The following is a 14,002-nucleotide window of genomic DNA, read 5'->3' as shown; positions in this document are numbered from 1 at the left end:
GGTTTGCGCCGCCCACAGGTTTGCGTTCTCTGCCTATGCTCAGAGTTCTTCGGTAGCCTCTGGCGCGGGGACGGGCTCGGCGGGGTTTTGGTTGGGAGGAAGGATGATCTCCTCGCCGGGAGCAATCATTTCGACGTCGGTCAGGATATCGAAGCCCGCACGACCACCACCGCCGAGAGCCTGGTAGGCGTTTACCATGGCAGAGAGCTGCTCCTGTTTCGTTTCGATCAGCACCATGCGGGCTTCCATCATGTCGCGTTGGGCGAGAAGCACTTCCATGTATTCGGCGCGGGCGTTCTGGAAGAGCTTGGTCGCGCTGTCGACCGAGGCCTCGAGTGCGGCCAGTTGCTGCTTCTTCAGCGCGATGCTTTTGCTGTAGTTGTCGACCTTCGCCAAGCGGTTGATCACCTCGGTGTAGGCGGTCAGCACGGTTTGCTGGTAGTCGTACACGGCTTGGAGCTGCCGGGCGTTGGCCGATTGGTAGTCGGCCTTGATTGCCGCGCGGTTGATGACCGGCGCGACGATATCGCCCATCGCGTTGTAAATGAGCGACTCGGGGCTTTGAAAAAGATAGTTGGTGTTGAACGCTTCGTAGCCAACGCCCGCTCGCAGGGTGACCGACGGGTAGAACCGAGCGCGGGCGACACGCACATCGAGACCCGACGCCGCGACTTCCCGCTCGGCCTGCCGGATGTCGGCCCGGTTGGCGAGCAACTGTGAGGGCATGCCCATGCTGAGCGCGCGAAGCTCGAAGTCGAGGAAGTCGAGTGACGAACGTTGAACCAATTGTGGGTAGCGACCTAGGTTGAAGTTGATGCGGTTCTCGACTTCGACGATGCGCTGCTGCACCAAGAACTTCTCGCTCTGATTCTTACGCACTTCGGCCTCGAAACGTTGTACGGCCAGTTCGGTGTCGCGGGCGGCCTCCTTACGGGCCTTGGCGATGTCGAGGCTTTGTTCCTGGATCGCGATGGTCTGGTCGAGCGTCAGCAAACTGTTGTCGAGCGCGATGAGCTCGTAGTAGTCTTCGGCGACTTCCGCGACGAGGCGCGTCACGATGTAGTTCTGACCATCGCGGGTGCCGAGATAACGCAAGGCCGCGGCGTCGCGGGAGTTGCGGAGCTTCTTCCAGATGTCGATTTCCCAGGCGACATTCGCGGCGAGCAGGAAGTTGGGCAGCGGCTCGGGGAATGGCTTGCCAGGGGCAATCTGCAGTTGATCTTCTACCGCACCATCTCGCGTGAACTCGCCCGGCTTGTCGATGCCCGCCGAGGCCGCCAAGTTAAAGAACGGGAAGATGTCGCCCCGGCGTGCGCGGATTTCGTTTTGGGCAATACGAATGTCCTGGGCGAGGATTTTTAGTTCCTGGTTGCCTACGAGCGCTTGGTCGATCAGTCCGACAAGCGTGGGGTCCTCGAAGTACTCGCGGTACCCTAGCTGCGCGCTGCTATCGAGCGAGGTATCGCCGTTGTAGGTGCTGGGCATCTCGGGGCCCTGCTCCGGCCGGCATATTTTGGGTATGCAGCAAGACGGCAGCACCAGGAGGGCGCCAGCAACGATCAATACCGATAGCGATTGCTTCTTACGACGCCGACGTTCGTTCGAAGAGCTCACTGAGTGGTTCATCGTGTTCATCCCTGATTAATTGGCGCCCGTCGGCCATCCTGGCAAACAGGTAGTAGAGGCCGGGGATAACCAGTACCCCGACCAAGGTACCCATCAGCATGCCACCTACCGCGGTGGTGCCGATGGTACGATTTCCGATAGCACCGGGACCCGTGGCTCGCACCAACGGAATCATGCCGGCGATAAATGCAAACGATGTCATCATAATCGGTCGGAAGCGTAGCTTGCCTCCTTCGATTGCTGCGTCGCGAATGCTAGCACCCTCGTGTCGACGCTGGACGGCGAACTCGATGATCAGAATGGCGTTCTTACCCAACAGACCAACGAGCATTACCAAACCAATCTGCGCGTAAACGTCATTCGACAGCCCCATGGCCTGAAGCAAGGCAAATGAACCGAAGAGTCCAATCGGCAGCGATATGATCACGGCCAGCGGCAGCAGGAAGCTCTCGTACTGCCCCACCAGCACCAGGTAAACGAAGATGATGACGATCAGGAAGATGTAGATCGCCATATTCCCCTCGTGGGCTTCATCGTAGGAAAGACCCTGCCAGTCAATGTCGTAGTCATTCGGCAATACTTCTTCCGCGACCTGCTTGATGGCCTTGATCGCCTCGCCGCTGCTGAATCCAGCGGCGGGGGCCCCTTGGATGGGTGCGGTTGGATAGAGGTTATAGCGGCTGATCTCGTTGAGGCCCTGCTTAGGAACCAACTTCATGAACGCCGAGTAAGGAACCATTTCGCCGCGGTCGTTCTTGACGAACATGTTCTCCAAGTCTTCGGGGAACCGGCGAAACTCCGGAGCGGCCTGGACGTAAACCTTGAAGAATTGGCCGAACCGCACGAAGCCCTGTTCCCAGGTGCTGCCAATCACGATCGATAGATTATCGAGGGCGTCCTTAATGGAGACTCCCTTCTGCATTGCCACGTCGTTATCAATCACCAGTTCGAACTGGGGATAGTTGCCCGCGAAGAACGTGAAGAGACCCTTCAGTTCCTTTCGCTCGCCCAGGGCCTTCATGAAAGTGTCGGTCACCTCGCCGAGCGCCTTGTAGTCGCCCGAGTTGGTCTTATCGAGCAGGTTGACTGAGAAGCCACCCGCTGCACCGAAGCCAGGCACCGCGGGGGGCTCGAAGAATTCGAGTTTCACGTCGGCGATCGTTTGGCATTTCTCTTCGAGTTCCTCGATCACCTGCTTGGAAGTCAGTTCTCGCTCGGCCCAAGGTTTGAGGTTGATGATGCACGTACCGGCGTTCGATCCGCGGCCTTCGGTCAGCACTTCGTAGCCGGCGATGGACGACACCGATGTAACCGCCTCGATCTCCTCGCACACCTTCTGCAACTCGTGCGACTTGGCGTTGGTGTATTCGAGCGTCGAGCCCGGCGGAGTTTGGATGACGCCGTAGATGATTCCTTGATCTTCGAGCGGAATGAATCCCGACGGTAGGATCTTACTTACCAAGAAGATGCCGGCGACGAATCCACCGATGATTAGCAACGTCAACACGCGCCAAGTCACAATCCATGAAACGAAGCCCGTATACGCACGCGTGACCCCTTCGACACCGCGGTCGAACACGTGCAGGAACCACGCCAACGGTCCGCGGCTTTGATGCTCTCGCGGCGCAAGGCGGGCGCGGAATGTCAGGATAAAGAACAACGCGACCGCCCCGGCGAGGACCATCGCCCCGGTTTCGGTCATGCCGAACTTCTCGTGGAGCAAATGAACCACCATCGACTGGCGGAGTAACCACAGCACTCCGGCACCTACGGCGACGCCGAGCACTACGGCGAGAAGCAAGCGAATAATCGGAGCCACGGGGCCGGCCACGCGGCCAATGAAATCGCCCATCGCGCCGAACACCTTCGCTATGATTCCGCGTCGCTCGCCCGCCTTGGCGTGCGGTTTGAGCAGCATCGCGCAAAGCACCGGGGTGAGCGTCAGCGCGACCACGCCCGACAGCACGATTGACATCGCCATCGTGAGGCCGAACTCGCGATAGAACACACCCACCGGCCCTGTCATGAACGTGACCGGGATGAACACCGCGGTCATCACCAACGTGATGGCGATGATCGCGCCGCTGATTTCATGCACCACTTCCTGTGTTGCGCGGTAGGGTGATAAATGCTTTTCGTGCATCTTGGCGTGCACGGCCTCGACCACCACAATGGCGTCGTCGACCACCACGCCGATCGCCAGCACCAGCGCGAAGAGCGTGATGAGGTTGATCGAGAGCCCGAACATTAGCATGAAGAAAAAGCTACCGACCAGCGACACTGGCACGGCAAGCGTTGGTATGAGCGTAGAGCGGAAGTCGCCAAGAAACAGGAACACTACCAGCGACACCAGCACGAACGCTTCGAATAGCGTGTGCAGCACCTGCTCAATGGACGCGTCGAGGAAGCTCGAAACGTCGTAGCTGATCTCGTAATCCATTCCCGGAGGAAACGAATCGGCCTTGATCTCGGCGATCTTCTCTTTGACCTTCTCGATCACCTCGGTGGCGTTCGAACCGGGCGTTTGCTTCAGCACGATGGCGGCCGAAGGGTGGCCATCGATATCGGAATAAAGGTCGTAGAACGAAGACCCCAGCCACACGTGCGCGACGTCGCTTAGCCGGAGGATTTCGCCCTCGGGGGTCGCCCGCAAGATAATATTCCCGTATTGCTCGGGTTTGTCGTACCGCCCGATCCAGGTCAGCACGTATTCGATGGTCTGCGAAGTCTGACCGGTTGCTTGGCCGAGTCGTCCGGGCGAGCCAATCATGCTTTGATCGGCGATCGCCTTCATCACGTCTTCGGACGAAATGTTGTACGCCCGCATCCGTTCGAGATCGAGGTCGACACGCATGGCGTACGCGCGATTGCCCAGAATATCCGCGCGACCCACGCCGGGTATGCGGCGAATCTCCTGCAGCACGTTGACCGTTGTGTAGTTGTACAGAAAGTTCTGGTCGACATGCTCGTCGGTGCTGAATACGTTGACGTACATCAGCATGCTCGTCATGTTCTGCATGACGATGACGCCTTCGCGCTGCACGATCTCCGGCAGATTGCTTTTGACCATCTGCACGCGGTTCGTGACGTTCAGCACCGCGACGTTGGGATCGGTGCCGGGCTCGAAGATGATCTGAATGGTCCCTTCGCCCGCACTCGTGGCATCACCAATCATGTACCGCATGTCCTGGACGCCATTGATGGCTTGCTCCAGGATGACGAGCGTCGAGTTGATGAGAATCTCGGCGCTCGCGCCGGGGTACGAGACGGCAACGCGAACGCTTGGCGGCGCGACCGACGGAAACTGCGACGTCGGCAGCATGTTGATCGCCAGCCCACCCATGAACAGGATGAGCAGGGAGATAACGATGGCCAGCGCGGGCCGATGGAGGAACTTCGCGAACATGGAAGAACTGACCTATTCTGCCTTGTACTTCAGGTTGGCCAGAACTTCTTCCGGATTGCGATACTCGAACTCCACGTGCTCGCCGTCGCGAACCTGGCGGATGCCTTCCAGGACGATCTTGTCGTTCACGGCGAGGCCCGACTCGATCAGGTACACGTCGTCCATTTCGTTAAGGATTTTGATCTCGCGCTGGTGAACCACGTGGTCGTCGCCAATGACGAACACGTACTTCTTGGCGAGGATCTCGAACGTGGCCCGCTGCGGAATGACGATGGCATTCTCCACCAAGCGATTGATCAGCACGGTGCCGGTCTGCCCATGTCGCAGCAGTCCCTCGGGATTCGGAAAATCGGCTCGGAAGGCGATGTTGCCTGTCTCGTTGTTGAAGTCGGCTTCAATGGCACCGATCACACCGGGCTGGTTGAAGGTCGAACCATCGGCGAGTTCTAACTGCACTTGCAAACCATTATTGGATCCGCCGGGCTCGCTGAGTTGACGCTGGTACTCCAGGTAGCGAGCTTCGGGGACATTGAAGTACACCCACATCACGCTGTTGTCCGACAGCGTCGTGAGGATATCCCCCTCTTCGATTAGGCTCCCTTGTTGGTTCATCAACCGATCAATGATGCCGCTGAACGGAGCCTTCACTTGAGTAAAGTTGAACTCAGCCTGAGCCAGCGATAGCTGTGCGTGCGCCCGAGCGAGCTTGGCCTTCGCCAGTGCCACTTCTTTGTCCGAAACCACGCCATCGTCAAATAGCTTCTGGGTGTTGCCAAGTTCGATCTCCGCTAGCTGCATCTCGGCTTGTTCCGCCTCGAGGCGAGCCTGGTAGAGCGTCGGCAGGATGCTGAACATCAATTCGCCCTGGCGAACCACCTGGCCTTCCTTCATCGGAATCGATTCGAGATAGCCACTCTCCAGCGCCTTCACTTCGATGTGCCGGCACGAGTGGATCTGGCAGACGTACTGCTGCTTCGTGTTGACGTTCTTGGCGACTGGATTGGTTGCTGTCACCTTCCGCGCCTCGTGGTGTGCATGCTCCTCCGCCACGGAGTGGTCGCACCCCGGCAGGGCCAGGCAGCAAACTGCAAGCAGGACGGCAGGGATTAGCTTCGCGGACGCGTTCATAGGTTTGGTGGGAATATTTGCGGGGGGATGGGTGCGATCGGCGGCCTGGAACGCCTCGCGGTAGTTTGAATGGCTCGTTCTTTATGGTACGAAACGCGGCGCCTACGTCTTGCTAGCTGTCGGACTCGTAACGCTGCGCGCAGGGGCGAATCGATTCGACCGTTGCAACCTCTACGCGCGGCGCAACCCGTCCTTTTGGCATTTTCGGCATTTTGCCTGAATTGAAATAGGAGCAAATTCCGACTCTTGCCGCTTTGTAATTCTTTCCTGCGGGGAAGGGGCTGCGAGAAAAGGCAGCAAAAATGACAGGAAAGTAATGGGGATTCGCCCTCCGAGCATGACAACGCATGCACACTCCCGAACAAGTCGGCTCGTGGTGAAGCGTGTGAAGCAGCCCCACGGGATCACCATTGCCAGACGGAGACTAGGGCTGGCGCGGGAGCGTGGGAGATCCGATGCGCGTGGTCCGACGACGCGTAGGTCTTCGCCTACTTGGCGAATGTCGCGGAGCGGGGCGGCGTCGAAGCTACACCAACGTAAGCGTTCCGGTGCTGTCGCCAGCGGAGTGCACCGTGCGCGCCGGCGGCTTGGAGCATCGTGACGAACAGGTTCATCAGCGGCGTGTCGCCGGGGAAGATCTGGTGCCGGCCCGTGGGGAGTTTGCCGCCAAGATTGCCGGCCATCAGGATCGGTACATCGTGATGGTCGTGGCGATTGCCGTCGCGAATGGCGCTGCCGTAGACGATGCCCGAGTTGGCAAGCAGCGTGGAGTCGCCCTCCTTGATCTCGTTCATTCGCTTCAGGATGTAAGCGAACTGTTCGATGTGGTAGCGATTGATCCGCCCTAGCGCGTCGTGCTTCTCGGCGTCGTTGTCGTGGTGCGACAACTGATGGTGACCACCCTTGATGCCAAGCTCGCGGTAGCGGTAGTTGCTTCCCTCGTTGGAGAGCATCAGCGTCGCGACCCGCGTCAGGTCGGCTTGGAACGCCAGCACCATCAAGTCGCCCATCACCCGCACACGCTGACCATGATCCTCGGGCACACCATCGGGCCGCGCGAACGTCTCGCCCGAAAGCCGGCTCGCAGGATCCTGAAGTTGCCGTTCCACGCCACGGATGCTTTCGAGGTACTGGTCGAGCTTGTGACGATCGGCGATGCTGACGCGTCGCTCTAGGCGCTTCGCGTCGTCGGACACAAAGTCGAGCACACTCTGCTGCCGTTGCTGACGGCGATAGCGCGACTCAGGGATGTCGGCCGCGGTGCCTCCGCCAAACAAACGATCGAACAGCAGCTGCGGATTGACTTCTTTGCCCGCCGGTTGCGTCGGCGAACGCCACGAGATGCTGTTGGAATAGGCGCAGCTATACCCGCTGTCGCAGTTGCCCGCGAGTCGCCCCGCTTCGCAGCCGAGTTCGAGCGTTGGAAACGGTGTGTCGCCCGCGATGTACTTTGCAGCGACGTGATCGACCGAAATGCCCGCCTTGATATCCCGGCCTTCGGTCTTCACCGGGTGCATGCCGGTGAGGAACGCCGCGGCGCTGCGGGCGTGGTCGCCGGGACCATCGCCGTGGCTGCGGGCGTTGTCGACCGCCAAACCGCTGAGTACCGAGAAGTGCTGCCGCAGATCGGCGAGCGGTTCGAGCGTCTTGGGCAGCACAAAGTCGGTGCCCACCTTCTCCGGTGCCCAGTTCGGCATGTGGACGCCGTTGGGTACGTAGAAGAACGCCAGCCGCTGCGGCGAGGCGGTCGACTTCGACGCCGCAGACGCCAAGGGTGTCATCGCCTCGAGCGCCGGAAGCGCAATGGCAGCACCCAGACCACGCAGGAACGTGCGACGTGCAACAGGCTGGAAGGGCATCGTGACCTCTTCGGGGCAAACGTGAAGTTACTTAATTTCGTCAATTGGCGAGGGCTCGGGGCTCGCAGCAGACGGATCAACTCGCTCAATGCGGCCATCGGGCGTGAACGTTACCTTCTGCACGTTGCACTGACGCTGACCGGTGAGCGGTGGCTCGTTCTTGGTCGAAGGCCAGTAGTGGTACGAGATGAACCACTCGCCCGTCGTGGGATTCTGGAAGAACGAGTGATGTCCGGGACCCTTGTGGGTGTCGTCCGAGTTGAGAATGGCACCCTTGTAGTCCCAAGGACCCGTTGGCGACTTGCTGGTGGCGTAGTGCACCGAGTAGTTCGGGTTGTTCCAACCACCATGGCTATACGACAGGTAGTAGGTACCATCGATCTCGTGCATGAACGCCCCCTCGGTGAACTCGGGAGGAGTATCGACGGGGATCTCTTCGTCGAGCTCGATGTAGTTGGGCTTCAGCTTCCAAACGCGGAGCTTCGCCCCCGCGCTACCACCGGCGTAGAGGTAGGCGGTGCCATCCTTGTCGCGGAACACCATTGGATCGATCGCTTCGAAGCCATCGCCGCCGGTGATGAGGGGCTTGCCGCTATCTTTGAACGGACCCTCGGGACGATCGCCGACCGCCACGCCAATGCGGCTGGGCGAGGGAGTCTGCGGCCCGACGCTGAAGTAGAAGTAGTACTTGCCATCTTTCTCGATGATGCCCGGCGCCCACAGCCAATGCTCAGGGGCACCATCGTCCTTAATCCACGCGATGTCGTCCATCTTGAGGATTGGTTCGCTCGGCTTCCACTCCTGCAGGTCCTTCGACGAGTAGGCGACGAAGTCGAACGAATGGAACTGGGCGTCGGGGTTTTGAGCGTGCGTCGGGTAGGCCCAGTACGTATCGCCAAACACGGCGACGTGTGGATCGGCACCGGGGAACGCGGGATTCTCGCCGCGCGCGTCGGCGTGCAGCAGTCCGGCGGAAGCGACAGCAAGGGCGTAACTTACAGAGTGAGCAATTCGGAGCATGATCAAGGACAAGCTGGCTAGCGGGAACGGACGAAGAGACGACTAGTCGGCGGCCGCGGTGTCGAACCGCCTTTGTTGGAACGGAGAACTTTCGATGACGGCCAGAAGCAAGGTTCGCATCTTGTCGCCATCGTCACGGGTGCGGCGGACGATTTCACGAACCGCACACTCGTCGTAATATTCTAACCCCCGGCCGAGGCCGTAGGTCAGCAATTTCTCGGCCAGGCACTTGCGAAACGCGGCACTGCGGGCGAGGAGAACGGTTTTAAGGCCTTCTACGCCTTCGAGCTGCTCGCCCGATGGCAGCGTGCTCGATGCATCGACCTTGCCCACCCCATCTTCGGTCCGCCATCTGCCGACCAGATCGTAGTTCTCCAGGGCGAGACCAAACGCGTCCATCTGCTCATGGCACACCGCGCAGGAAGGGTCGGCTCGATGCCGAGCCATCTGCTCGCGGACCGAAAGTTTCTCGGCGCTGTGCTTTTGAATCTCTTCGAGGCTGTCGATGCCAGGGGGTGGTGCGGGAGGTTCGGCGGCGAGCAGTTCGCCAAGCACCCACTTGCCACGCTTCACCGGCGATGTGCGGTCGGGGTTCGACGTGGCGGCAAGCACACCGGCCATCGTCAGCACACCACCTCGCATCGCTGCCAGAGGACCAAGCTCGGCAAGCTCCACGCGGCGGAAGTGATTGCCGTCGACGCCCTCGATGCCATAGTGCTGGGCCAGTCGACCATTGAGGTACGTGAAATCGGCGTCGAGCAGCGTGGTGATGGGCAGGTTGCTCCGCACCACATCCGCCATCACCATCTCGGCCTCGCGAGCCATCGCCGCACGAAGCGGCTGGTCGAACGAATCGAACTGACTCTCGTCCGGCACCAAATCCGCAAGCAACCGTGTGCCGAGCCATTGACCGGTGAAGTGCTTGCTAAACTGCTCGGCACGGCGATCGCGGAGCATGCGGTCGAGTTGCTGCGGCAGCTGACTACGAAGCTGATTCGCACTGGCCAGTCGCAATAGCGTGGCGTCGGGCATCGAGCTCCACAAAAAGTAGCTCAGCCGTGAGGCGAGTTCGTACTCGTCCACGTCGTAACCAAGCTGCTCGCCCGCTTTCGCTTGCAACGGCTCGTCGACGTTGCCGATGAACAAGAAACGAGGGGAAACGAGCGTGGCCTCAATGGCAATCTCCATCGCCCGCTCGTAGGTGTCGCCGGCGCCACGGCGGGAGTCGACTAGCTCCATCAATCGATCGAGCTGCTTCGATGGTACCGGACGGCGATAGGCGGCGCTGACGAACTTGTTGAGCGATTTGCGAACCGTCGGCTTCCACTTCTTCTCGTCACGCCAGTCCTCGGCCGAAGGGGCGCCCGCAAACCATCGCTGATGAGCTCGCGGCGCGGCGGACATGAGGTCTTCGGCGGGACCAATGACTTCCAGGCGTTCGACGAACAGATTGCGATCGCCGATGCCTTCTTCGTACCAATCGTTGAGAAACGCCACGCCAAGTCGCTGTCGACCTTTCTGGACATCCAGTGCGAATGCGAACTGCTCCGATTCATCGCCATCAGCATGCACGTCGACGGTTTGCACCAAGTGGCTATCATCGAGCACCCCCATGCGTACCGGCTCGGCACCACCTTGATCCGCACCGACGCTCACACGAAGCCAGTAGCGACCTGGCTTGGCGAACTCGTACAGGAACTCGATGGCTCCGTTCGAAGTCAGGTCGCGGCGATGCTCGTAGTCATACTGCCCCCCCTTCCACGACTTCTTCGGCACGTCGAACACCTTGTCGGTAATCGACTCGGGCACCAACATCGACTGACGGCTGATGGTCCGCGAAGCGGCTAGATACTTGTCGATCAAACCCGGCGTGAGCGACAACGCGTCGGCGTTGTTGTCGAAGCCATACGCCAAGTCGTCGGGCGGAAAAGTTTTACTGGGTTGAAAGTCTACGTACAGCAGATCGCGAATCGTGTTGCGGTACTGATCGCGATTCAGCCGGCGGAGCGTTACCCAGCCCGGATCTTGCGGCACCGAGCAATCGAACTGCTCAAGTCGCGTCTCGATCCATTGGACGAGCGCCGATCGTTCGTCATCCGTTGGCGTGTCGTAATCCTTGGGGGGCATGTCGCCGGCGCGAAGCCGTTGAACCACTTTCTTCCACTTCGCCCGATCGCGCTGAAACCCGTCGCCCGCCTCAATGGAATGCAGAGCGAGTCCTGCGTCCGGAGCGTCGCCCGAATGGCAGTCGAGGCAGTACTGCTCGACCAGCGGCCCCGCCATCGCCGAGTACTCGGCAATGGGCTCGAGAGTCTCCTCGGCGCGCGCTACCCCACCAACGAGGGCTAAGAGCACGCAGTACGCGATAGAGAGTCGGAACATCGATGGTCGCTCGAGGCAGGTGGGAACGAAAGCGACGCGGGGCGGGAGTGCCCGGATTATAGCCGACTGAGCCGAAAACTGCACCTACGGAAAGGCGCGGAAATGGGGCGATTGGCAAGCCAGTGAGCCGGGTCGTCCCCGACCCCGGAAAGAAGGCCTCAAATTCAACACTCTGTGTACTGCACAGACCGGGGTCGGGGACGACCCGGCTCACTAAGATAAAGTAGGTGAGGTGTACGGCCCAGCCTCTTGCGAGGCTAGCTACCAGGGAAGTTTACTCCGCCGTCAGCGTCGCCAGCATGGCGCTACGCAGCTCGTCGCAGGCTTCGGCGAGTGTGGCGGGTTGATTGGCCAAGGGCTCCAGATCGGTCAGCGCACCCGCCGCGAGGCGACCCGTCCAGAACTCGGCCAGCGGCAAGCACTCGTGACCGTCGTGGACGTACGTGCGATTGCGGCCGTGGTCCTTGGCCATGTAGAGCGCGGCGTCGGCGCGGCGGAGCAGCGACTCGATGCTCTCGCCCGGCTGGATGCTGGCAAGTCCCGCGCTCGCGGTGATGTCGCGTCCCAGGTGGGCGAACGTGTCGCTGAGGGTCTCCACCGCCTCGCGGGCTTTACTGGTGGCACGCTCGGCTTCTTCCACCGTGGTGTGCGGCAGGACGCACGCAAACTCCTCGCCACCGTAGCGAGCAACAAAGTCATGTTTCCGCAGTGCGGCACGCAGCACGGTGGCCATGCCAATCAGCACTTCGTCGCCCACCGGATGGCCGTAGGTGTCGTTGATCGTCTTAAAGTGATCGGCGTCGAGCATCACCAGCGAGAACGGCGCGCCGAATTTGCGGTACTCTTCCATCCGCGCAACGAGCTGCTCGTCGAGCGCCCGGCGATTGGGTAGCCTAGTAAGTGGATCGGTGAGCGAGGTGGTCAGGTGCGACTCGATCTCGCGGGCTTGCTCGGCGATCTGCGTCTCGGCGGCGTTGAGTTCGGTTTGCAGCTTGCGATTGGCGGCAAGGATCTCCGCCACGACGCCTACGACCAAGTCCGTCGTCGGACCGTCGTGGTCGGTGTCTACGTTCGCAAGTTTGGCCTCCGCGGCTTCAAACTGGGTGCGATGGTCGGAAACATGGTCACCAATTCGCTGCGTCATGCCGTGCAGTTCGAGGGCGAGTAGCCTTGCCCGCCGAAGATCGCCATCGCGAGCGCCTGGCGCGGGGCGGCGAAGCCAGCAGCCGATGGCAATGCCAGCCGCGAGCTGGAAAATGCCGAGCGCGCAACCCGCCGAAACTAGTAACACCGTGGAGTTCATGAGAGTAAGTGCCCCGACAAACGCAGTAAAAGCTTGCCCAAGCGTAGGCCATGGTCGAGTGTCGACCAACCTCCACGTCGGTGAACTTGGCGGGCCAAATCTTGTCAATTGAGCGGGTGGTGCCGAATAGGACGATTTTGCGCACGCCCACCCTACGCCTGCGGGGCCGCGGTTTGGTAGAATTCCACGCTCAGAGGTCGCCACGCCGCGAACTGTGGGAGGGCTCTCCGAGCCCGATCTCCGGCGTCGGAGACGCCGTTCGCAAGGATTGATGGCAGCACAACAAACAACAGATGCGTAATAACCAGACGCCTCACGGCGTCCGCTCGCCTACCACTACTAACCCCTGAATCGACGGAATGTCCCTTAGCGCAGTTTACGGTGCCGACCGCTTCGGTTTGTCGTTCGAACTGTTTCCGCCCAAGACCGACGCGGGCGAAGAAGCGATGTTCCGTCACGTCGAGCGGCTGCTAGAGTTCCAGCCAGGCTTCATCACCTGCACCTATGGCGCAGGGGGTTCGACCCAGACCAAGACACTCGACATCGTCGCTCGGGTCCGCGAGATGAGTGGCCTGCCCGTCGCCACGCACCTGACCTGCGTCGGCAGCACCGCCGACCAGTTGGCCGAGTACCTGACCGAAGCTCGTAAGCGGGGTGTCGACAACGTGGTGGCCCTGCGCGGGGATCCCCCCAAGGGTGAGTCCGCGTTCACGGCTACCGAGGGTGGCTTTCGCTACGCCAACGAGCTCGTGGCGTTCATCCGCGAGAACTTCGCCGACATGGGTATCGCCGTTGCCGGCTATCCCGAGAAGCACCTCGAAGCCCCCGATCTCGACGTCGACCTCGCGAATCTCAAGCGCAAGGTCGACGCGGGTGCCGACGTGGTCGTCACGCAGTTGTTCTACGAGAACGCCGACTTCTTGTCGTTCCGCGACCGCTGCTCCGCGCTCGGTATCGACATTCCCATCGTGCCAGGGCTTCTGCCGGTGACCAACTTCGCCCAGATCCAGCGCATCACCTCGCTGTGCGGCGCGAAGCTGCCAAAGGAATTTGCCACGGCGCTCGAAGCTGCGGGCGACGACGAGGACGCGCAGTTCGAAGCGGGTGTCGAGTTCGCCACTAAGCAAATGGAAGCCCTGATCAAGGCGGGCGTCCCCGGCATCCACCTCTACGTGCTCAACAAGTCCGAAGCGGCGAGCGCGGTGCTGGAGAACTTAGGAGTGGGGCGATAGTCGACGAGGACCTGTCGACAGCTTTGTACCCAATAGCCGACGAGCT

At 60.6% G+C, this 14,002-nt stretch carries 8 protein-coding genes; 1 reads left to right on the top strand and 7 read right to left on the bottom strand.

Annotation, left to right across the window (positions count from 1 at the left end):
- Positions 1-39 precede the first annotated feature (39 nt).
- From SH292x_RS03455 to SH292x_RS03425, 7 genes are all read right to left on the bottom strand, one after another.
- On the bottom strand, positions 40-1,626 hold the full coding sequence (locus SH292x_RS03455; RefSeq protein ID WP_442484190.1) for a TolC family protein: 1,587 nt from the start codon (positions 1,624-1,626) through the stop codon (positions 40-42).
- Positions 1,583-5,032, bottom strand: coding sequence for an efflux RND transporter permease subunit (locus tag SH292x_RS03450; RefSeq protein ID WP_442484189.1), 3,450 nt, complete (start codon positions 5,030-5,032; stop codon positions 1,583-1,585). The genes SH292x_RS03455 and SH292x_RS03450 overlap by 44 nt, the downstream gene beginning before the upstream one ends.
- A 12-nt stretch (positions 5,033-5,044) precedes the next feature.
- The gene (locus tag SH292x_RS03445; RefSeq protein WP_442484188.1) at positions 5,045-6,160 is read right to left on the bottom strand and encodes an efflux RND transporter periplasmic adaptor subunit; all 1,116 of its coding nucleotides are present in this window, start codon (positions 6,158-6,160) and stop codon (positions 5,045-5,047) included.
- A 488-nt stretch (positions 6,161-6,648) separates the two neighbouring features.
- Complete coding sequence (locus SH292x_RS03440; protein ID WP_442484187.1) at positions 6,649-8,019, bottom strand: DUF1552 domain-containing protein; 1,371 nt, start codon at positions 8,017-8,019, stop codon at positions 6,649-6,651.
- A 27-nt stretch (positions 8,020-8,046) separates the two neighbouring features.
- Entirely contained in the window at positions 8,047-9,039 is a 993-nt protein-coding gene (locus tag SH292x_RS03435; RefSeq protein ID WP_442484186.1) for a family 43 glycosylhydrolase, read from the bottom strand.
- Positions 9,040-9,081: 42 nt separating this feature from the next.
- Positions 9,082-11,421: a DUF1592 domain-containing protein gene (locus SH292x_RS03430; RefSeq protein ID WP_442484185.1), complete on the bottom strand. Its 2,340-nt coding sequence runs from the start codon at positions 11,419-11,421 to the stop codon at positions 9,082-9,084.
- A 274-nt stretch (positions 11,422-11,695) separates the two neighbouring features.
- Positions 11,696-12,712, bottom strand: coding sequence for a GGDEF domain-containing protein (locus SH292x_RS03425; protein WP_442484184.1), 1,017 nt, complete (start codon positions 12,710-12,712; stop codon positions 11,696-11,698).
- A 371-nt stretch (positions 12,713-13,083) separates the two neighbouring features.
- On the opposite strand from SH292x_RS03425, the gene metF reads away from it, so the two are divergent.
- A complete protein-coding gene (gene metF / locus SH292x_RS03420) occupies positions 13,084-13,956 on the top strand; it encodes a methylenetetrahydrofolate reductase [NAD(P)H] (RefSeq protein WP_442484183.1) in 873 nt (290 codons plus the stop codon).
- The last annotated feature ends 46 nt before the right edge of the window (positions 13,957-14,002 follow it).

Source organism: Aeoliella fuhlenseeensis (assembly GCF_052161615.1).
Taxonomy (GTDB): Bacteria; Planctomycetota; Planctomycetia; order Pirellulales; family Lacipirellulaceae; genus Aeoliella.
This window is presented reverse-complemented; position numbering and strand designations above follow the sequence as displayed.

Bases quoted from the DNA above. Each gene is read 5' to 3' on its own strand.
- SH292x_RS03445 (WP_442484188.1), bottom strand. From the start codon at position 6,160: ATGAACGCGTCCGCGAAGCTAATCCCTGCCGTCCTGCTTGCAGTTTGC.
- metF (WP_442484183.1), top strand. From the start codon at position 13,084: ATGTCCCTTAGCGCAGTTTACGGTGCCGACCGCTTCGGTTTGTCGTTC.
- SH292x_RS03440 (WP_442484187.1), bottom strand. From the start codon at position 8,019: ATGCCCTTCCAGCCTGTTGCACGTCGCACGTTCCTGCGTGGTCTGGGT.
- SH292x_RS03455 (WP_442484190.1), bottom strand. From the start codon at position 1,626: ATGAACCACTCAGTGAGCTCTTCGAACGAACGTCGGCGTCGTAAGAAG.
- SH292x_RS03450 (WP_442484189.1), bottom strand. From the start codon at position 5,032: ATGTTCGCGAAGTTCCTCCATCGGCCCGCGCTGGCCATCGTTATCTCC.
- SH292x_RS03430 (WP_442484185.1), bottom strand. From the start codon at position 11,421: ATGTTCCGACTCTCTATCGCGTACTGCGTGCTCTTAGCCCTCGTTGGT.
- SH292x_RS03435 (WP_442484186.1), bottom strand. From the start codon at position 9,039: ATGCTCCGAATTGCTCACTCTGTAAGTTACGCCCTTGCTGTCGCTTCC.